Below are 19513 nucleotides of genomic sequence, written 5' to 3' on the forward strand. Positions count from 1 at the left end.
CGACATGCTCGACCACATTTTCCTCACTGTCACCGACACCACCCGCTCGGTCGCGTTCTACACGGCCGCGCTGGCCCCGCTGGGCATCGTCAACCGGCTCGACTACGACGGCCGGCAGGGCCCACCCGGCCACCCGGACCTGAAGGGCTTCGGCGCGGGCGGCCGGGTCTTCTTCTGGCTGCGGCAGGGCGTGGCGGCGGCGCAGGCGGCACATGTTGGCTTCGTGGCGGATTCCAGCGCGATGGTCGACGCAGCGTATGCCGCCGCGATGGCCGCCGGCGCCAGCGAGATCCATCCGCCTGGCCCGCAGCTGCATTACGACCCGCGCTACTACGCCGCGCAGGTGCGCGATCCGGATGGCTACAGCCTGGAGTTCGTCTACAAGAGCTGGCAGCACGGCCATGAATGACGGCGCCGAGTCGCACCCCCTGCAGGCGACGGTGGTGGCCTTCATCAACGCCACGAACGCCTTCGATATCGAACGGGCCCTGGCGTTGTTCAGCACGGCGGCAGTGATCGATGACCCGTCCACCGGATGCACCTTCAACAAGCACGCCGGTGTGCGGGACTATCTGGAAAAGTACTTCGTGGGTTACCACACGCTTACCCGGCTTCTTTCGCTCGAAGGCCTTGGCGATGCACGTGCACGAGCCCGGGTCGATTTCACTGGCGATTTCGGTCACGAGATCGGATTGCTTCTAGTGGCCGTGGATTCCGCAGGCCGCATCTCCCGCATTGACGCCTCACTCGAATAGGGTGGCGAGGAACACACCATGAAGACATTGATGATCTACGGTGCATCCGGCTACACCGGGCGCATGGCTGCTGCGCACGCGAAGGAAGCTGGGCTGAAGCTGGTATTGGCAGGGCGCGACGAAGCTCCGCTGCAGGCGCTGGCCACACGCCTTGGCGTGGCGTACCGCGTGTTTGCGCTGGATAATGCTGGCGATGTGGCCTACGGGCTGCAGGACATCACGGTCCTGCTCAACTGCGCTGGGCCGTTCGCGCATACCGCGGGAGCGCTGATGGAGGCATGCCTGGGGGGCGGCGTCCACTACCTGGATATTGCCGCCGAGTTGGACAGCTACCAGCTGGCCGAGCGCCATGACCTGAGCGCCACTGAGGCCGGGGTAATGCTGATGCCGGGTAGCGGCGGCAGCGTAGCGATGCTCGGCAGCCTGGCCGCGCGTGCGGTTGAGCGTGTGCCGTCGACATGTACATGAAATCCGAGTCAGATTTGACAGCCCGGCTAGGCGCGACAGGCTGTAGATGCACGCCACCACTGAAGCTGCACGATTGTCTCAGGAATGGATGAGGCTCTATGCTCTACGCGATCCTGGGATTCTGACGCCGGGGCAACGTCTGGTGATGTCTATCGGCGAAGGGCAGATGTCCGGTCCTTGCCGGCCACATCAGGCAAGGTCACCCGCCAAGCAGCCGGCTTTTCGTCCCCGGCGACGGTGGCCATACTAAGGTCATGACCTATTTCCGCCGAATCCAGATGCGCCTGGCCGGCCAGTTGCGGAGCGAGGCATGGCGGCGCCGTGCTGCCCTCTGGGCGGGCGCGGTGGTGGTTGCGCTTGTCGCGATCCTTTTTGCCAAGGCCAGCGATGCGGCATTTGCCCTGTTTCGACGCGCCATCGAGCACTCGCCCTGGTGGGCGCTGCTGCTCACGCCGGGAATATTCGCCCTGCTGGCGTGGCTGACCAGCGGGGTGCTTCGTCCCACCCGGGGCAGTGGGATTCCCCAGGTGATCGCGGCGCTGGACAAGCCAGATGAAGCTTTCCGGACAACCAACCTTTCACCGGCGGTCTCGGCAGGCAAGCTGCTCCTGACCTCGCTGTCGCTGCTGGGAGGTGCATCGGTGGGTCGCGAGGGGCCAACGGTGCATGTGGGCGCGAGCCTGATGTACCTGTTTGGCCGCTGGTTCGGTTTCAAAGACCCGCGGGAGCTGTCGCACTTCCTGTTGGCGGGCGGTGCGGCCGGTATCGCGGCGGCCTTCAACACGCCGCTGGCCGGCATCGTGTTCGCTATTGAAGAACTCAGCGGGCGCTTCGAGCATCGCTTCTCGGGCACGCTGTTGACGGCGGTCATCGTCGGCGGCGTAGTGTCGCTGGGCCTTCTGGGGAACTACACCTACTTCGGCCATGTGACAGCGGGCTTGCCGTTGGGGCAGGGGTGGTTGGCCATCCTGCTGTGCGGGGTGGTGGCGGGTCTGCTGGGCGGGGTATTTGCCCGCATGGTGCTGGCCAGCGCTGCAGGGCGCCCGCGCTGGCTGGGCAACCTGCGGCAGCGGCATCCGGTGCTGCTGGCAGCCGGCTGCGGGCTGGTGGTGGTGGCGCTGGCGGCATTGTGCGGCGACGGGGCCTTTGGCACCGGCTATGAGCAAGCGCGCAGTCTTGTGCAGGGTCAGCCGACGGTTGGGCATGAGTTTGGGCTGATGAAGCTGCTGGCGAACCTGGCCTCTTATGTGGCCGGCATTCCCGGCGGGCTGTTCTCGCCGGCGCTGGCCGTCGGTGCCGGTCTGGGCCACAACCTGGCCGTGCTGATGCCCGGCGTGGACCCGCGTGCGTTCGTGCTGCTGGGCATGTGCGCATACCTTACGGGTGTCACCCAAGCGCCATTGACCTCGGCGGTCATTTCGCTGGAACTAACCGACAGTGGCGACCTGCTGCTACCCATCCTGGCAACGGTACTGATCGCCCGCGGTATGTCCGGGCTGGTGTGCAGGACTCCAATCTATAAGGGACTGGCAGAGCAGCTGCTGTCGCCGGGTTCGCAACAGCCGAGCAGCAAGACATAACCATTTTTCGCTGCCGCGCCCCCCCTGTTGAACTCCCGGAGGTTGTACACCATTGCTGCGCGTCTGAATGTCCATTTCGGCTATAAGCCGCCGGTCCGTGGTACCGGCAGCAGCACCAACTGAGGCTGACAGTGGCCGCTTCTGGGAGATAGCGGATATCGACGCCAGTTACTCGGGGAAAACAAGCGTGACCGAAAAGCGCCCTGTCCATCGGCTGGCATACTGCGGCCGGTCCACGTTGTAGAACCCACCCAGACCCAGGCTCACCGGGGTGCGCCCGAAGCGCAGGACCTTGGAGACGGTTGCGCCAAGTGGAACGGTCCATGCATCGCCACTGGCGGCTTTCCAGTTGTAGGTAGTCTCCGAAGTGAAGCTGAGCGACCAGCCGTCCGGCAGGTTTCGGGTGACGAAGGGTTGCACGTTGGTACTGCTGACATCGTCGCGGTCACTGTCGCCGCCAATCGACCAGATATGGTTGGCCAGCGCGCCTATCGTCCACGATTTGGTCTTGTGCACCAGAATGAATGCGGGACCTAGTGAATACTTGCCGGTGCCAAGACTGTCGTGGGAGGCAGTGTCGAGCAACGCGGCGGCACCGAAACCGAACTCGGTGCCACGCGCTTCGGCGGCGGTCTTGGGGATGTAATAGCCCTGCACGAACAGATCGCCGGTGCCGTGCTTGTCTTCGGAGAACTGGTTCCAGCTCAGCGGCAGGATGGGCCGCAGGATGAACTTTCCGTTCTCGCCCACGAAGGGGATCACTGGCTGGATCTTCAGCTGCTGGTTGTGAAAGTCCCCTCCCGGGCCGACCGAGCCCAGGTAGTTGTACTGGAAAGGTACGGAGATCAGCGCCGCGCCGGGATCTGCCAGCTTACGGGCGATGTCATCGCTGGATGCTGCTGCATCCGGAACTGCGCTCTGCGCGGCAGCGTCGGCGGCGAGGACCGCACAGCCCAATACCATCAGTCTTGCTATGCCCATCATGGGGGTGCCTCCTCGTTGGGTGATGGCAGACAAAGGTCGGGGCTTCCCTGGAGTCGGTCATGCAACTAATGGCCGGCGCCGTCGGCGGTCTTGACCACGGCTGGGGTGGTCCAGCGGCTCTCCAGCAATGCCGGCTTGGGGCGGTAGTAGCGCATGAACATGACGAATGGCCCGTTGGGGGCCGGCAACCAGTTGGCCTGCTTCTCTTTACCGGGCGACTCCGCTTGGACGTAGATCGTCAGCCCGCCATCGGGGTCCTTCTTCAATTCGGGCAGCATCGGCGAGTTGATCAGATACCGGTCTATCGGATTTTTCACCAGCAACTGCTGCGGCAGTCCATACATGGTGACGGACCAGAAGGCGTCGACGGGCGGCAGCTGATCCTTGGCAAAGCGCAGCGTGTACGCTCCTTTACTCCCGTCCAACGGTTCGCCTTTGGAGTCCTTGTCCAAGATGGGATACATCGCCTCTTCGCGGGAGTTGGCACCTATGCCCACCTGGGTGCCTGTGGCGCGGGCGACGTAATCGTTTTTCAGGAAATCCCGAGTGCCGAACAGGGCATCGGTCTTTCCCCCCAGCGACGCGCGCTTGGCATCGATCTCCTTCTGCCCCTCGGCCATGCCTTCCTTGAGTGCGGCCTGCATCTGCGGCGACAGTTTGTCTACTTCGAACGGCTTGCCCGGCTCGATACCCAGCGTGGCAAACCGCTCGCGCAGAGCCACTTCGCTAGGGTGCGGCGGCTGCGCGAACTGCAGCAGAAACGCCAGCTGGTTGAAGAATTCCAGCGACGTACGGTCCTGTGCGGGCGGCGTGGGCTTGATCCAGGCGATGTCGGGCGCGGGTGGCGGCGCCGACGTACCGGTGAAGGCTGACAAGGGCTGAACTTTGTATCCGGACTGGATCTTCTTCACGTTCTCCAGGTCAGCCGCATTGAAGAGTTGGGTACGCCCAACCACACTGACCAAATCGGTCTCGGAGCGGATCACCTTGGTGATGCCCTTCGGCGCTTCGCCCTTCCAGCCCGGTCCCGCAATCAGGAAGCTGCCTCCGTCATTGCCGGTGGCGCGACTGCCGATGTAGTCGAAATTGAACGTGTACAGATCCATCAGCTGGAAGACGAAGTAGCGGTCCTTGGCCATCTTCGGCACGGTGATCACCACCGGCTCTGCGCGAAGATCCAGCATGGCGAAGGAATAGGGGGTATCCGAATTGGGCGTGACGAAGGCGGTGTCGTCGGGAGTGAATACCCGTGCGATGTTCAGGATGGAGTTGAACGGTCCCTTGTACTGCGGATTCGACGTGTCAACGTTGAAGGCATAGAGCGTTTTGTAGGTGTCCACCAGCGGAACGCCATAGACATAGGCGTCCCGCGCGATGGCCTTGGCTTCTTCCGCCGAGACAGCCTCTGCAGGCGCTGGCGCGCGCACGGGGACATGACTTCCTGGTTCCGCTGTCTTTCCGTCCTTATCGGTCGATGCGCGGTCGCCGCAGGCGCTGAGCGAAAGGCAGCCGGCGAGGACGAGGGCCGTGGCGAAGACCGTGGCAGACGGACGAACTCGATGGGCGTACATACGGTCTCTCCTGGGTGGGCTGCTTCGACGCAATCTGCTCAACACAGCTCAGGGTGTCGATGGCTGCAAGGGCTGCAGAGGAGGCAGGTTCCACCTGCCTTCGATGGCGGCGGGGCTTGGGCCGTAGACACGCCCCACTGCGCTGTAGGGGCCGGCAGGCGCCGGCAGCCAGTTGCTTTGCTTGTCCTTGCCCGGGGAGACGTGGCCGATATACAGGGTCAGTCCGCCATCGGCGTCGTACTTGAGCCCCGGCGTACGATCGCCGATGGAGTAGCGCTTGAGGTCGTTGGCGTACAGGAAGCGGTCTGGCAGGGTATACAGCGTGACCGACCAGAAGAACTTCGCCGGTGGCAGGGTGTCCTTGCTGAAGTGGATGGTCGAGGGCTTGTTGCCGTCCCCTACATAGCCGCCGTACCAGGCTTCCTCGATCGAGTTCCCATACAGGCCCTTCTCGGCCGCGATGGCGCGGGTGAGGTAGTCGTTCTTCAGGAACGCCCGCGAACCGAACAGGCCATTGGACGAGAGCGTCGCCTTGGCCTTCTCGGCCATGGCTGCCTTGGCATCGGCGATGCCAGCATCGATCGCAGCGAGTCGCGCCGGGCTCAGCGTCGTAGCGTCGAACGGACGCCCCGGGCCGATGCCGATCTTCGCAAAGCGTTGCATCAGATCGACCTCTTCCGGATTCGTCGGTTGAGTGAACTGCAGCAGGAAGTTCAGATAGCCGATGAAATCGTGCGAGTGCACCTTGCCGGCGTCATAGGCGGGAAACTCGATCTGAGGTGCCGCCGGGGGCGCTTGCGTCTTCAAATAACTGCTTAGTGGTTGCAGCGTCATCCCCGCCTGAACTTTCTTGACGTTGGCGATGTCGTCGGCCCCGTTCAACGCGGTGCGGGTGAGCGTCAGCACCAGTGCGGTCTCGGAAGGAAACACCTGCCTGATGCCTTCGGGCTTGTCACCTCGCCAGCCGGGGCCGGCGATGAGGTAGCTGCCCGCTTCGTTGCCAGTGGCGCGCGAACCGATGTAGGCAAAATTGTAGGTAAACAGGTCAACCCACTGCTGAACGTAGTAGCGTCCTTCGGGCACCTCTGGCACGGTGACTACCCACGGCTCCGCGCGCAGGTCCAGCCAGGCCCATGAGTAGGGGGTGTCGTTGTTGGGTGTGACGACGTCATGGTTGTCAGGCGTGTACAGCTGGGAGTAGTGCCGGAATTTTCCGAATCCGCCGACATATTCCTGGGCTTTGGAATTGGCCACCTGCTTATAGAGCGTGTTGTAGTTCTCCAGCATCGCAAAGGCATAGATGTAGGCATCCTTCGCGATGGCGCGCACCTCCGCCTCTTCTTGGCCGGCGGCAGGGCGGGCCGCAGTAGCCGCGGCGGGCTGGGCCGCCGTCGATTCCGTTTCCGCAGAACCGGTATGGTCTTGTTGACGCTGGCACGCCGGAAGCAACAGGACCGGAATCATCAGGGAGAACACGACGCACGGAATTAAGCGCATGGCAATGGGCTCGACTTTTGGCTGGGTGTACTGGGAGACGCTCCAGCTCAGGTCGCACACTCAGCTCGAACCAGTGGGCCAAAACGATTCAGCTTGCTCGCGGGCCCGGGCTTCGGAGGTCCAGCCACACTCTGGTTTGCGCCCGGCACAGTGACAAGAGGGTTTCCACTGCCCTCGGCTCAGTATTTCTACCGAGATTGCAGGAGGGCTTCACATGTCTTCTTATCCCGTTGCCTGAGAGAAGAATTGCCTTTCCGAGCGGAAGCGAACGCCCGTCGCAGAATGTGACCGAGTACTCGCATATTGGCTTGCTTCTGCACCACCGTGGGACGGCGCGCCTACTATCATGAACGCGTCACGGCCTATAAGACACAGTTTGGCCGGGACAGCACCGCGCACGCGTGGCCATGCAGGCAACAGGCAGTCCAGGGAAAGCGACTCGCCGCACTGGAGCAGGGTATGGGTCTACTAGAGTTGCATCCGGCATGCCATTTGTTCCGAAAGGTGGTGGTCGCCGATGACCATGCAATGGTGGCGCAGGGTATTCGATACCTGCTTCAGTCGTCGACCAGCGAAATTGACGTAGTCACCAGTGGCGAAGAATTACTCCAGGCCATTCGGACGGACCTGCCCGATGTCGTCGTCGCCGACATAGGCATGCCCGGCATCAGCGGCATTGACGCGATGGTTGCAGCACGGAAGGAGGGCATCAACGTGCCTTTCCTGTTCTTGACAATGCACGATGATGTGTCAATGGCGCTAACAGCGATGCGGGCTGGCGCGAACGGATATGTGGTCAAGAACGTTGCCGGTGAAGAACTCGTTCAGGCGCTTCTGGAAATCGCGCGCGGCGGGACCTACATCTCGCAGACATTGGCAGCCAGAGTGCTGTGCTCCAGTAATCCGAGGGAGTATGTAATTACAAGCAAGCAACAGCGGATTCTTGAGTACCTTGCGCTGGGGTTGAGACCACAGGAGATTGCTTTGGAGTTGGGGGTATCACCCCGAACCGTTGAGTCGCACAAGTACGCGCTCATGCAGGAACTGGAAGTGCACAGCACCTTGCAGCTTCTGCTGAAGGCCAAGGCGGAAGGCTTCATTTAGTCGAGCGCTTCAAGCGCCGCAGGACGGGATCGAGACAACCTCAGTTCGCGCATGGATACGCTCCCAAGCCGAATCTGGTGACAAACATACCCGCCGGCACCGTATTTTTACTGGCTTCCCCTGCGTAGAACCGCAGAGGCGGGCGTCCGGTGCATGCCGCAGCATCTTGGCATCGGCTCGCCCCAACGGAACAGCCATGGCAGACGAATCATGCCCCTTTGTCCCCCCAACGCCTATGCCCGCTTGGCGGCGTGGCGTGTACGTCCGAATGCGGCCGAGGCTGAACCTATACAGCCGCCACGTGGCGGCACAAGTGCTTCCAGTCCCCGTACGGTAAGGGAGCTCCTTTGATCGGGAGTTGTGCAATGTCTTCATCGAACGAACGACGTGTGTCCGAGGGCCGTCCTCCATCCCGATGCCTGGCGGCATCGCTGGCGATGGTCATCGCGCACTGGGCAGCTCCATCCGCGTTTGCGGCACCGCCGCCCGAGGCGCCGCCGGATGCCGCCGAATCCGTCGGCAGCGGCACGCTCCTGTCTACCGTTCCCGGTGCCCAGCAGGGGTGCTTTGGCATTACCGCGAATCCGCGCGGGCTATCTCTGTGTGATGGAGGCACCTACGACCTACCCGATGGAGCCATCACTCCGACCGTCTGGGATGTCGTGCGCGTGGCCTATGGCACCACTGCCACCTTCACCGGTTACCAAGCGGTTGCCGAACGTCCCGCAGGCAGCTACTTCAGCCCCATCACCGTGTTCAGTGGGCCAGGCACCGCCTATACCCCGGCGAACGCGACCTTCATCGATTCCACCGTGTACATGGCGCCAGAGCGGCTCGCCAACGCAGTGGCCACCACGCAGGGCACGCTGACGCTGCGCAATGCCACGCTCGCGCTGCACCCGGGCACCAGCTACGTTCCAACGCAGACCTTGGCGGTGGTAGCAGCCTTCGGTGGCGGCGTGGTCAATGTCGAGAACTCCATCATCGATATTCCCACCACGCTCGGCTATGGCCTGCAGGTCATGAACACCGATCCGGGCGGTGGGCTGCCGGGGCAGAACGGCAGCTTCGCGCAGATAAACGCGACCAATACGATCGTGCGGATCGGCAGTGGCATTGTGGGCACCGGGCGCACCTTCGGCGGCTACGTGGCAGGCGAATCCGAGCTCAACGTCACTAGCGGAACCTTCGAGATGGGTGACTATTCGGCTGGCATCTACAACATCTTCAGCGCTACCTACGCGTCGCCCGTGCTGGGTTCGCGAACGAACCTGACCGATACCTCGCTCACCCTCGGAGATCGCAGCGTAGGGTGGTGGGGGACGGGCGCACGCGCGCCGGCGCGGTTGAGCGATACACGCGGAACGTTCGTGGTAGGGGAGCAGAGCTGGGGCCTTTACATGACCGCAGGCAGCTTTGCCTCCTTGACGGACACGCGGATACAAACGGGCAGCAACAGCTTCGGTGCGGGACTGGACCGTGGCGCGGAGCTGACGCTGGCGGGACAAGCCACCATTCTCGCGTCGGGAGCAGGGTCGATCGGCATTGAGAACCAGGCCAGCCGTGTGTTCTTCAATCCAGGCAGCTTGAACGTGCTCGGGGGCGAGCAGGGCGTGGTAGGCGTCGACGCGGCCAGCTTCCTCCTGCGCAGTGGCAGCACGCTTGGCGTTCAGAACCAGAGTGACGAATTTGCCATCAACCTCACCACGGGGTCGCAGCTCATCGGCGAGGCGGGCAGTGCGCTCACCGTGTCCTCGGTTGGAGGTGGCGGCATCTTCGCCAGTGGTTCGGAGGTGCTGCTCGGAGGCCCTGTCAACGTGAGCGCTGGGCGGTCCGCCATTTACGTGCGGGACTCTTTGGGCCACGTGTCCCTGTCTGCCGGCGGAACACTGACTAGCACGCACGAGGATGGCGAAGGCGTGGTTGGCGCCGAGGCGACAGGCCTTTTTGAAGGCACTGGTTTGGTGATCAGCGGCACGGGCGTCGACAGCTCGTGGGGTGCGGTGGCGCGCAGCGGAGGAGAAGTTCGATTGGCGTCCAGTACCGTCAAGACTGTGGGCATTGGAAGTCACGGTGTAGTGGCACAAGCCGGAATGATGTCCTTGGACAACGTCGACGTCATTGTCCAAGGCGCGCAGACGGCGGGCGTCCTCGCGGCATACGGTGGCCGGGTCAGTGCGTCCAGCACGGATGTCTCCAGTTACGGGCAGGGCGCGCCCGCGTTGTGGCTGGCCGGCTACTTCCCGCGTGCGGACTTTGCCGACAGCCGGCTCAACAACGTGGATGGACCGACGATCTACGTGAACGGCAGTGACGGGGTGAACATCCAACTTACCAACACCACCGTCGGCGGGAGCGGCCAATGGCTTTACGTCGGTGCGAACCCGGGCGGCGATCCGGCCGATGCCTACATCCTTGCGGAACGCTCTTCGTTGTCTGGCTTTGCCCAGACCGGACCCGACAGTGTTTCAACCGTCGTGTTGAATGACAGCACGTGGCTGATGAGCGACTCTTCGCTGCTGACGTCGCTCTCGCATCAGGCGGGTTTGATTGATTTCGGCGCACCGCTCGGCGATCCGGCGTTGCCGGAGAGTTACATGGCGCTGACCGTCACCGATTACGTCGGCTACGACGGGCTGCTGGCCATGAACACCTGGCTGGGACCTGATGGCTCTGCATCGGACCGGTTGGTCATCGTGGACGGTACGGGCGCCGGACAGAGCCGGATCCAGGTGCGCAACACCGGTGGCAGTGGCGCGGTGACCAAATCCAGTGGCATCCTGCTCGTACAGGCGGTCAACGCAACCACATCGGCCGGTGCCTTCAGCCTTGCCAGCCCAGTCGTCGCCGGCCCATACGAATACCTCCTCTATCAAGGCGGCGTTGTCGATGCCAGCAGCACCGATACCGACAACAGCTGGTTCCTTCGGTCGGTAATCGATTGCGCCTCCCCAGGTGCGCCCTCTCCGCCGTGCCCGGCTCCACCACCTCCGCCACCACCGCCGCCGCCGCCGCCCCCCCCGCCCCCGCCGCCGGATCCAGATCCTGAACCTGATCCGCCGCCGCCGCTGCCGCCACCCGATCCGCCGCCGGACCCGCCCGTGCCTCCGCCGGCGCCTCCTGCGCCTCCCCAACCCACGCCTGCGTACCGGCAGGAGGTTTCGCTGGCTGCGGCGTTGCCAACCCTGTCGGCAATCTACGGTCGAGCCGTCGTGGACACGTTGCATGAGCGCGTCGGCGAGCAGCACCTGTTGCGCCAACGCGACGATGTCTCGTCGACGGGGGCAGGCCTCGCGGGCGCCTGGGTTCGCGTGCTGCACCACGACGGCGAACGTGACGGAGGGAGCCAGGGCATCTACGGCAACCGGGGCCCCGGCTTCGACTACGCGTTCGATATTCTGCAGGTGGGGGTGGACCTGTACCGTTCTCTCAGCGAGGACGGCAGCCACCAGCATGCCGGCAGCTACCTGGCCTATGGCAAGGCTCGTGGCCAGGTGCGCCATACGTTCCCTGACTATGAATTCCACGCTGGCACGGACGAGTTCGATGCGCGCACCGTCGGTGCGTACTGGACGGCATTCTCTCCTCGTGGTGCGTACGTGGATGCCGTTGCGCAGTACACCTGGTACGACTTCCGGGCACGCTCCACCCGTCTGGCGGATGTCTTCACCAACGGCGATGGGGTGCTGGCGTCCCTTGAAGCAGGGTGGCCGTGGGCCATCGGGCAAGCCGCCAGTGAAGAGGCGAGTCATGCCGGTTGGCGCATTGAGCCGCAGGCGCAGGTGATCTGGCAGAAGGTCACGGTGGACGAGCTGGTGGATGCCGCCGCACGGGTGCGTTACAGCGATGGCGATTCCACCGTGGGCCGGCTCGGGGTTCGCCTGAACCGAACCGGCGAGAGGGCTGTCAACTCAGGCATGCGTGCCACCAACTGGTGGATACGCGCCAACGCTTGGCACCAGTTCAGCGGCACGCCAACCACCGAGTTCTCGAGTGCACGTGGCTACGTCCCCTTTACCGCCGACCTTGGCGACAGTTGGGGCGAAGCAGGGGTGGGCGGCACCTGGCAGGTCAGCGCCACCGGCTATCTATTTGCAGACGCCGATTACACCTGGAGCTTCGACGGCGAAGAGACCTCATGGAACGCAAAGGTAGGCATGCGCTGGCATTGGTAGAGCTTGAAATCCAGCAACAAGGGCCAGCACCCATGGCCACCATGCTTGGGTGCCTGAGCAATCATCTACTTGGACATGAGCATTTTACGTAGGGGGGGGGCGGCTGCTATTGGCCGATAGCGGACGTCGAGCGCGCTAGGGAACAACAATTGTTTATCGAGGTTGGTGAAGGGTAACTCCCGACCCAATGCGCGCATTGCCTTCCGCTGGGTCCTGCTATAAGTTGGCTCGTTAACCGGACCCACGGGTCCGTCTGTCAAGGACTAGAGCGGCATTGGACGCCAGCAGGAACCTACACATGAAAAAGTTTGTTCTTCTTTCGCTCTCTCTTCTGGCGTCATGCCATAAGTCCCCATCGATGCAGGGCAACTGGGCGGTCGACCTTGTCGCTACGACGGATAGGGCCAAGGCGTCTGGTCTGCCTGATTCGGTGGCCGGCCAGATCCGCGAAACCTATGACGGAGGCCTGCTTCAGATTACTTCTGACACCCTCGTCTTACGTCTTGATGGCACTCCCGACGCAATGACCATGAATTACAAGGTCGTCAATGAGTCTGATGGTTGCTACACCCTTGAGATCAGCGGCGTGCCAGGCCGGCACAGCTACTGCCTCGAGGGCGAGTCCTTGGTTGTGCGCGATCCAACCGCCCAGATTGCCGTTGTCTACAGCGGGCGGTAATCTGTTCGCCGTCTGACCGTTCATTCAACCGGAAGCCGCTTCGCCGCTCCGGCCAGAGAACAGCTTCAGTGCGACTAAGGCCTCCAGTCCCAGTCAACGTCCAGCTCATCTCCGGTCTTCTAGCTCTTGGGCAAGGGCGTACGTGGCAGCGTGGTGCCGCCCAGGTAGGCTGTCCCTCCGACGTGAATCCTTTCGGGCAGCGTCCGGATGGCGCTGTCGGCCAGAAAGAGGGTAAAGGTGACGGATACCAACAGCCAGCCGGCACACATCCGCGCCGCCGTCGAGGCCAGTCTGACGCGGCTTCGCACCGAGCGCATCGATCTTCTGTACCAGCATCGCGTTGACCCGGCAGTGCCCATCGAGGAGCATACGCAGTTCGATGCGAGCGACTTCCGCAATGTGGTGCCACGCTTCTCACCTGAGGCGCGTCGGGCCAACATGGCCCTGGTGGACGTGGTCAGGGCGATGGCGACTGAGAAGGGCGCCACGCCGGCGCAGGTCGCGCTGGCCTGGCTGCTGGCGCAGAAGCCGTGGATTTCGCCGATTCCGGGTACCACCAAGCTGCATCGTCTTGATGAGAACCTGGGTGCTGTGGATCTGGTTCTGGACCACGCAGACCTGATGCGCATCGACGAAGAGGTGGCCAACATTCGCATCAGCGGTGAGCGCCTGCCCGAAGTCGCGCTGAAGATGACGGGGAGGTAAGCTTCAGATAATTCGCATCACCGGACCCGGCGTCGGTCCAAAAGGTAGGTGGGGGCAAATGGCGGCATTCGATCATTCCTTGGCAGCACTACGATTCTTCGGGGACGAGCTCGCGCCCGACGAGATAAGTGCCTTGCTGGGAGCCAACCCAACGGTGGCGCATCACAAGGGCCAGGAAATTGTTGGCAGCCGTACCGGAGTCACGCGCATTGCCAGGACCGGCAGTTGGCGGCTTAGAGCGTCTGATCGTAGGCCTGAGGACCTGGAGGCTCAGATTTTCGAGATTCTCGAGCAACTCACACAGGATCTCTCCATCTGGGCGTCATTGGCGCGGTTCAATCCCAATCTGTTCTGTGGCCTTTTCATGCGCAGCAGCAATGACGGCATCTCGATTTCGGCAAAGGCTATGCTCGCCATCGGTCAGCGCGGTATCGCACTCGGGCTGGACGTCTATGATTGTGGTGAAGAAGAGTCCATCGTGGCGCCGTGACAATTCATTCCAGCGGGAGCCGCTTCGCGGCGAGCTCTTCCGTTGCCCAAATCACAGGCAAGCGATCATGGCGGCCTAGCCATCTTGCAAGGTTAGGATCGAGCCAACGGACCAGTGTTACCCCCTTGCCGTGCTGCTCGTAGAGGTCCGGGGATAACCAAAGCAACGGCTCGTGATGGAAAACCCGGTTCCGCAGTTCACGTACGCGGTTCAGTGCACTGGAGACCGTATGTCGTTGTCGTTGATCACGCGGGCATGCCAAGAACATTGAGCATCGGCAACATGGCCTCGGCCAGCAGCATGTTGCGCGAGTAGTCAGCAGCGGCAAGTGTCGCATCGCCGCCTCGGGCTACCCTGTACCGTCCAACACGGGCGGGGGAGAAGTGCTGCTCCATCTGTTCCCACTTCATGACCCTTCACTTTCGCCAGAATGACCGTTCTGATAGGCTACCTCGGCAGCCCTAGCTTCAGTCCTCTCCCAGCCACCATTACTGGTGAAGACACTAGGTCCGTTGTGGCCCCGCATTGCGGGGCCATCTAGTTTCCGAAGGGCCCGCCACTGGCGGGCCTTTGGCCTTGAATGAGCCGGAAGTACCAGAAAAAGGCCGTTCCCGGGTCTGCCACGCTGACCACCTGAGTGGGCCGCGCCAGCGGCGACAGTTGGAAACGCGCACTCGGTAATACGTGCGATGCCACTCCAGCGTATTTTCCATTGAACGATTCGCTGATGTCGGATACGCGACATCGCCTGGTACGTTGACGCAGACAGCTACGTTCAGTCAGAGCTTGAGTTGGTGTCCTTCGGCCATCCACGCTTCTGCATCAGCACCGGCAGCGATGCGCATCGGCGTGGCCGGGTCGGTTACTGCGCGCCACACCGCCTCGGCAACGTCCGGCGCATGCGTGACCGGTCCACTGGTATCGCGGAAGCTTGCGATCACACCGTTCACCAGCGGCCCGTAAGCCGGGTGATCCATGCCGCCCAGATGCACCCCGGCATTCGCGCCGAAGCGGGTAGTGGGCGCGCGACCGGGCAGTACCAGCCGCACGCGCACGCCAAACGGTTCGACCTCGATCGCCAGCGACTCGGTAAACGCGTTGACCGCCGCCTTGCTCGCGCTGTACACGCCCACCAGCGGCAGTGCCTTGAGCGTCACCGACGAGGTGACATTGACGACCACGCCTGCGCCACGCTCGCGCAGCTGCGGCAGCACCGCCTGCGTCACGGCCAACGTACCCAGGGTGTTGGTCTCGAAGAGCGCGCGAGCGGTGTCCATCGGCGTCAGCTCCACCGGTACCGGTGCACCGAAGCCGGCATTGTTCACCAGCGCGTCGATCGGGCTGGCCTCCGCAATGGCGCGGGCGATGCTCTCCGGGTCGGTGACATCCAGCGCCAGCACGCGCAGCCGGTCGGACCGCGGCAGCACGTCGGCGCGTGGCGTGCGCATGGTGGCCACCACGTTCCAGCCACGGGCCAGGAACAGCTCGGCGGTCTCCAGCCCGAAGCCGGAGGAACAGCCGGTAATCAATACAGTCGACATCGCAACACCTTTCACCACGGAACGGACGTCCATGATCGGCGCGGTGTGCAGGACGGGATACACTCGAACGTCCACATTTCTTCATAGAGCGTCCTGTCGTGGCCGATCCCCTCTCCGAGGTTGTTTCCCTGCTGCAGCCGGCGGCGCGGTTCTCCAAACGGGTGGAAGGCGCAGGCGACTGGCGTGTTTTCCGGGAAGGGCAGGGCGAGCCGTTCTATGCAGCCGTGCTGGAGGGCGAGTGCTGGTTGTCGGTCGACGGGCGGCCGCCGCTGCTCCTGAAGGCCGGTGACTTCGTGCTGATACCCGCTGCGAAGACGCTGGAGCACGCCAGCGCGCACGCCCCGCCCGACACCGAGTACAGCGTTCCCACCCGCATTGGCGAGGACCATTTCCGCATCGGGCGCCAGGACGGGCCTGCCGACGTGCGCGTGCAGCTTGGCCACTGCCAGTTCGGCTCGCCCGATACAGCGCTGCTGGTCTCCCTGCTGCCCGAGCGGGTGCATGTGCGCGGCGAGCCGCGGCTGGCGGCACTGGTGCAGATGGTCGGCGAGGAGGCCCGCTCGCGGCGGCCGGCGCGCGAGGTGGTGCTGGAGCGCCTGCTGGAAGTGCTGTTGATTGAAGCACTGCGCAGCCGCGCGGGTCCTGCGGAAGGCACCGGCCTGGTCCGTGGCCTGGCCGACGAGCGGCTGGCTGCCGCGCTGCGGGCGGTGCATGCGCAGCCCGGACATGGCTGGAGCGTAGTGACGCTGGCGGCGGAATCCGCGCTCTCCCGCTCGGCATTCTCTGCGCGCTTCACCAAGGTGGTGGGCGTGGCACCGATGGAGTACCTGCTCACCTGGCGCATGGCGCTGGCCAAGCGCCTGCTGCGTGGGCGCGAACTCAGCCTTGAACAGGTGGCCGAACGGGTGGGCTATGCCAGCGCAGTGACGTTTGGTGTGGCCTTCGCGCGACAGGTGGGGATGACACCGGCGCGGTTTGCGCGTGGGGAGACCAACGCGGTGCTCATCGGACAAGGCTGATCGACCAGCCAAGCAACAGCCCCCACACCGGCGCGACGCACGCCGCCCAGGCAGCGAGCCGACCCATGCTGACGCGCCGCGACACGGCAACCATCAACGCGAAAACCGGCAACAACACGCCGAGTTCGATGAGCAGGTTTCGCCACAGGAAGTAGTTTCCCAGCGAAGGCGCACCTGCGCTGGGAAGAACGCCCACTGCAACGGCGAGCTCTGCACCGAATGGCCAGAGCAACGGCACCGAGTGTGCGCCAACCAGCAGGTCAAGCACCGGATGCGACGCGCTGGCCGCCATCAGCCAACCCAGGGGCAAACGTGCGTTGGTGGACGTGCGTACTGCCCAGTGAACAAGCAAGGCAGTCCCCATCCCGAAGGCAAGGCTGTGGGTGAACCGTGGCGTGGCGTCGTAATGGATCAGCCAGACGGCAAGGTAATCAAGATCCGGGCAGACGGCCAGGAAGGCGAACGGCGCCAGCGCCCAGCGTGAGGAAGCGCTGTGCCCTCTGTTGCAGCAGAGGTAGGCGGTGATGCCTGCGGCGGCATGGCCTGCGATGGACGACATGGGGCAGTTCGGCAGTGGCAGAGCTGCAAGCGTGCTGCCGCGAGGTGAGGCGACCAAGGAGCGATTGTGTGGCGGGCATGAAGCACCTGCCGGGCGGGTAGCAGCTGTCGGCTTGGACTGGATCGCTGACGGGACGCAGCATAAGATCCGGGCTCAGGGTCCGCACCAGATTACGCAGAAGGGGCGTCGGATGGCACGTGTAACAGTGGGCGGCAACGCCTTCGAATGGGCGCTTGTCTCCAGCACGACAGAATTCAACGCCTTCAGACGAAAATTCGTGGGCGATGAGCCGGTGGACGTCCTGCGTATATGGCAGCCAGACACCGGGTTCGATATCGTGATTGAAGTGCAGTCGGATCCACACCCGGCCGTAAAAGGATGCTGCCTCCGGTCCATCCTGGTGATCGGCCCCGCGTTCCCTGATGCGGAGCGTGCAGCGACGGTGGGCCACTTGATCGAGCTGCGTCCAAAGTTGCGCGTATTACTGCGCGAGGGCGCACCTACTGGCGCCGACGTCGAGCGGATTCTCCAGTGGTGCATGACCAGGAAGTTCAGGGCCCTGCGCGTGAACGTGTTTGGCGGCAGGTGGACTGGACCCGGTTGATGGCACCTGTATCGACTTCCTCGCGGGCTGGCGCAGCTTGAGCGCTGTACGGCGCAACAGCGCGAAGCCTAGTGACCGTTTCGCGTCCCGTTACAGCGCGTCGGCTTGCATCGCTTAGAGAGCGTGGAGGAAGTGCGGACTGTGGCGCACCTTCCCATGGGTCTCATGTACGTCGAGGACGTTGAAGAGGGGTTCGCGCGACAGGTGGGGATGACCCCGGCGCGATCCGCGCGGGCGGAGGGTGACGGGAGCGCTGAAACCGTCGCTAACTGAGCGCACGCTGGCGCGAAGCGGAACCACCTGTCGTTGCCTTCTTCGTCAAAGAAGGAGAGTGATTCGATTGTCCTTGCAGGAATGACTTTCGACCAGAGGTCGATATCGATCTTGTCCTTGTAGTGCTCAGGTGCCGTCTCTGTAACGGAGGCGAGTAGTGCCATGTGGTCCGCCAGTTCCTCCTCGATGACATCCAGGTCATTCGCCGCTTCTGCGTTGCGTGCTGCGAGCTTGCTTAGCCTCATCAGCATGTCAATGCGACGCCTGAGACGCCAGATATGAAACGCCGGGTAATCGATTCTGTGCTCGAACAGCAACGTGTCCTTGTTCCGAGTCGCTGAGAACATCGGGATGACTTCAATGAATTCTTCGCCGGATGTGGTAGAGGGAAGGCGACGTACAGCGCCGCAATAGACCTTTCTGGACGAAAGCGAAAGAAGCAACAGCTGCGCTCCGTTACTGTCCACTGCTTGAACCAGCATCCTTCGCATCGGATTTCCAGAGCGTCTGACATGCGCAGAATTTGCCCATTCCCACGGGGTTGATGCGTGCGACTTCGCATCTGCTTCTACGCGCATCCAGTAGTGGAGTGCGTAGAAGACGTTGGCAAGGCAGGCGGAGATGGGGCCAAGAAGGAAGGTCAAGAGGTGATGGCGATTCTGGTTGTCCGGCACCCAGTACGTAACGATCTCCAGCACCTCTGAAGGCATCAACAGCAAGATGAGCCGAGCGAATGCCGCCAAGGCCAAGCCCGTGGCCGCGCACATGAAGAACAATCGCTGACCCTCTGCCTGGGAGCCTAGAATCCGGGTTTTGTAATGAACGATGACGAAAAGGAAGCCCGCAGTGAGCGCAGGTAGGATCGCGGCAAGTCCGGCGGTCATAACGTCACTTATCGCCTGCTTTCACTCGCCGCGCCAGTAAGGACTTCAGGATGACACTGGAATGATCTGCCGCTGATCTGCTTACAAAGATGCGATTTGTGTCGAGCGAATAGGCGCCCCAGAAGCTGATCTTGACGGAGCCCTGTGCAAGCTTTCGAATTTCGGAATCAATGGAGTCGCACATCTTCCTGGTTGCGGGAGCCATAGCTGTACCCTTTTGAGCCCGGTAGTCCGGTCGTTGCGGGCAGTCTACCCTGCCGCTGGATCAGTCAAATACCCGAAATGGCCTGAATTCTCCGTAGGAAACAGCTGACTGGCGTAGATGCGCGCTGAAGCTGATGACGGCAGTCACAACACGTCAATGCCATAAGCGTCATTGCAAGGCGGCGTCGAATGAAGCCGCCATATCAACAGAAACAAGCGATTTCCTATCTTCTACAGCATCCCGCATGGTGGCCACCGGAGTGTAGGAACTCCTTCACATGAGAAAGTTGCACGTCCCTTGGTCGGGAGGGCGGCTAATACAACACCCTCGCGGAAATACGCCCACCGGTTCTCATGTGTCGGTTCCTAACCTCCCGACTCCCTCGCCATCCCGGCGGGGGAGACATCCATCGGAGGTCTC

At 62.8% G+C, this 19513-nt stretch carries 17 protein-coding genes and 1 pseudogene; 11 read left to right on the forward strand and 7 right to left on the reverse strand.

Going from position 1 to position 19513, the window contains the following annotated elements:
- Positions 1 to 4: 4 nt before the first annotated feature.
- From RT456_RS06910 to RT456_RS06925, 4 genes are all read left to right on the forward strand, one after another.
- On the forward strand, positions 5 to 409 hold the full coding sequence (locus RT456_RS06910) for a VOC family protein (RefSeq protein ID WP_313344321.1): 405 nt from the start codon (positions 5 to 7) through the stop codon (positions 407 to 409).
- Positions 402 to 755, forward strand: coding sequence for a nuclear transport factor 2 family protein (locus RT456_RS06915; RefSeq protein ID WP_313344324.1), 354 nt, complete (start codon positions 402 to 404; stop codon positions 753 to 755). The genes RT456_RS06910 and RT456_RS06915 overlap by 8 nt, the downstream gene beginning before the upstream one ends.
- Positions 756 to 773: 18 nt before the next feature.
- On the forward strand, positions 774 to 1223 hold the full coding sequence (locus tag RT456_RS06920) for a saccharopine dehydrogenase NADP-binding domain-containing protein (RefSeq protein ID WP_313344326.1): 450 nt from the start codon (positions 774 to 776) through the stop codon (positions 1221 to 1223).
- Positions 1224 to 1477: 254 nt separating this feature from the next.
- Complete coding sequence (locus RT456_RS06925) at positions 1478 to 2803, forward strand: chloride channel protein (RefSeq protein ID WP_313344329.1); 1326 nt, start codon at positions 1478 to 1480, stop codon at positions 2801 to 2803.
- Positions 2804 to 2971: 168 nt separating this feature from the next.
- On the opposite strand, the gene RT456_RS06930 is transcribed toward RT456_RS06925, so the two are convergent.
- From RT456_RS06930 to RT456_RS06940, 3 genes are all read right to left on the reverse strand, one after another.
- On the reverse strand, positions 2972 to 3787 hold the full coding sequence (locus tag RT456_RS06930; RefSeq protein ID WP_313344331.1) for a hypothetical protein: 816 nt from the start codon (positions 3785 to 3787) through the stop codon (positions 2972 to 2974).
- 65 nt (positions 3788 to 3852) lie between these two features.
- A complete protein-coding gene (locus RT456_RS06935; RefSeq protein ID WP_313344333.1) occupies positions 3853 to 5358 on the reverse strand; it encodes a DUF1254 domain-containing protein in 1506 nt (501 codons plus the stop codon).
- Between the two features lie 48 nt (positions 5359 to 5406).
- Positions 5407 to 6915: a DUF1254 domain-containing protein gene (locus RT456_RS06940; RefSeq protein WP_313344335.1), complete on the reverse strand. Its 1509-nt coding sequence runs from the start codon at positions 6913 to 6915 to the stop codon at positions 5407 to 5409.
- Positions 6916 to 7314: 399 nt separating this feature from the next.
- On the opposite strand from RT456_RS06940, the gene RT456_RS06945 reads away from it, so the two are divergent.
- From RT456_RS06945 to RT456_RS06965, 5 genes and pseudogenes are all read left to right on the forward strand, one after another.
- Positions 7315 to 7959: a response regulator transcription factor gene (locus tag RT456_RS06945; RefSeq protein ID WP_313344337.1), complete on the forward strand. Its 645-nt coding sequence runs from the start codon at positions 7315 to 7317 to the stop codon at positions 7957 to 7959.
- A gap of 365 nt (positions 7960 to 8324) precedes the next feature.
- A complete protein-coding gene (locus RT456_RS06950; protein ID WP_313344340.1) occupies positions 8325 to 12134 on the forward strand; it encodes an autotransporter outer membrane beta-barrel domain-containing protein in 3810 nt (1269 codons plus the stop codon).
- Positions 12135 to 12432: 298 nt separating this feature from the next.
- Complete coding sequence (locus RT456_RS06955) at positions 12433 to 12813, forward strand: hypothetical protein (RefSeq protein WP_313344343.1); 381 nt, start codon at positions 12433 to 12435, stop codon at positions 12811 to 12813.
- Positions 12814 to 13062: 249 nt separating this feature from the next.
- A pseudogene (locus RT456_RS06960) lies at positions 13063 to 13518 on the forward strand (aldo/keto reductase); the annotation flags it as partial.
- Between the two features lie 58 nt (positions 13519 to 13576).
- The gene (locus tag RT456_RS06965) at positions 13577 to 14008 is read left to right on the forward strand and encodes a DUF4279 domain-containing protein (RefSeq protein WP_313344345.1); all 432 of its coding nucleotides are present in this window, start codon (positions 13577 to 13579) and stop codon (positions 14006 to 14008) included.
- 245 nt (positions 14009 to 14253) lie between these two features.
- On the opposite strand, the gene RT456_RS06970 is transcribed toward RT456_RS06965, so the two are convergent.
- Complete coding sequence (locus RT456_RS06970; protein ID WP_313344348.1) at positions 14254 to 14418, reverse strand: hypothetical protein; 165 nt, start codon at positions 14416 to 14418, stop codon at positions 14254 to 14256.
- A gap of 369 nt (positions 14419 to 14787) precedes the next feature.
- A complete protein-coding gene (locus tag RT456_RS06975; protein WP_313344350.1) occupies positions 14788 to 15549 on the reverse strand; it encodes an SDR family oxidoreductase in 762 nt (253 codons plus the stop codon).
- 98 nt (positions 15550 to 15647) lie between these two features.
- On the opposite strand from RT456_RS06975, the gene RT456_RS06980 reads away from it, so the two are divergent.
- Complete coding sequence (locus RT456_RS06980) at positions 15648 to 16568, forward strand: AraC family transcriptional regulator (protein ID WP_313344353.1); 921 nt, start codon at positions 15648 to 15650, stop codon at positions 16566 to 16568.
- On the opposite strand, the gene RT456_RS06985 is transcribed toward RT456_RS06980, so the two are convergent.
- Positions 16552 to 17127 carry a metal-dependent hydrolase gene (locus tag RT456_RS06985; protein WP_313344355.1) on the reverse strand — a complete coding sequence of 192 codons (576 nt, stop codon included), beginning with the start codon at positions 17125 to 17127 and terminating at the stop codon, positions 16552 to 16554. The two genes, RT456_RS06980 and RT456_RS06985, sit on opposite strands and share 17 nt — an antisense overlap.
- On the opposite strand from RT456_RS06985, the gene RT456_RS06990 reads away from it, so the two are divergent.
- Complete coding sequence (locus RT456_RS06990) at positions 17117 to 17731, forward strand: hypothetical protein (RefSeq protein WP_313344358.1); 615 nt, start codon at positions 17117 to 17119, stop codon at positions 17729 to 17731. The two genes, RT456_RS06985 and RT456_RS06990, sit on opposite strands and share 11 nt — an antisense overlap.
- 68 nt (positions 17732 to 17799) lie before the next feature.
- Here the strand turns inward: RT456_RS06990 and RT456_RS06995 are convergent, their stop codons facing one another.
- Positions 17800 to 18888: a hypothetical protein gene (locus RT456_RS06995; RefSeq protein WP_313344360.1), complete on the reverse strand. Its 1089-nt coding sequence runs from the start codon at positions 18886 to 18888 to the stop codon at positions 17800 to 17802.
- Positions 18889 to 19513 lie beyond the last annotated feature (625 nt).

Origin of the sequence: Stenotrophomonas sp. (assembly GCF_032099025.1) — a bacterium.
In the GTDB taxonomy this organism is placed as follows: Bacteria; Pseudomonadota; Gammaproteobacteria; order Xanthomonadales; family Xanthomonadaceae; genus Stenotrophomonas.

Bases quoted from the DNA above. Each gene is read 5' to 3' on its own strand.
- RT456_RS06910 (WP_313344321.1), top strand. From the start codon at position 5: ATGCTCGACCACATTTTCCTCACTGTCACCGACACCACCCGCTCGGTC.
- RT456_RS06915 (WP_313344324.1), top strand. From the start codon at position 402: ATGAATGACGGCGCCGAGTCGCACCCCCTGCAGGCGACGGTGGTGGCC.
- RT456_RS06920 (WP_313344326.1), top strand. From the start codon at position 774: ATGAAGACATTGATGATCTACGGTGCATCCGGCTACACCGGGCGCATG.
- RT456_RS06925 (WP_313344329.1), top strand. From the start codon at position 1,478: ATGACCTATTTCCGCCGAATCCAGATGCGCCTGGCCGGCCAGTTGCGG.
- RT456_RS06930 (WP_313344331.1), bottom strand. From the start codon at position 3,787: ATGATGGGCATAGCAAGACTGATGGTATTGGGCTGTGCGGTCCTCGCC.
- RT456_RS06935 (WP_313344333.1), bottom strand. From the start codon at position 5,358: ATGTACGCCCATCGAGTTCGTCCGTCTGCCACGGTCTTCGCCACGGCC.
- RT456_RS06945 (WP_313344337.1), top strand. From the start codon at position 7,315: ATGGGTCTACTAGAGTTGCATCCGGCATGCCATTTGTTCCGAAAGGTG.
- RT456_RS06950 (WP_313344340.1), top strand. From the start codon at position 8,325: ATGTCTTCATCGAACGAACGACGTGTGTCCGAGGGCCGTCCTCCATCC.
- RT456_RS06955 (WP_313344343.1), top strand. From the start codon at position 12,433: ATGAAAAAGTTTGTTCTTCTTTCGCTCTCTCTTCTGGCGTCATGCCAT.
- RT456_RS06965 (WP_313344345.1), top strand. From the start codon at position 13,577: ATGGCGGCATTCGATCATTCCTTGGCAGCACTACGATTCTTCGGGGAC.
- RT456_RS06970 (WP_313344348.1), bottom strand. From the start codon at position 14,418: ATGAAGTGGGAACAGATGGAGCAGCACTTCTCCCCCGCCCGTGTTGGA.
- RT456_RS06975 (WP_313344350.1), bottom strand. From the start codon at position 15,549: ATGTCGACTGTATTGATTACCGGCTGTTCCTCCGGCTTCGGGCTGGAG.
- RT456_RS06990 (WP_313344358.1), top strand. From the start codon at position 17,117: ATGGACGACATGGGGCAGTTCGGCAGTGGCAGAGCTGCAAGCGTGCTG.
- RT456_RS06985 (WP_313344355.1), bottom strand. From the start codon at position 17,127: ATGTCGTCCATCGCAGGCCATGCCGCCGCAGGCATCACCGCCTACCTC.
- RT456_RS06995 (WP_313344360.1), bottom strand. From the start codon at position 18,888: ATGACCGCCGGACTTGCCGCGATCCTACCTGCGCTCACTGCGGGCTTC.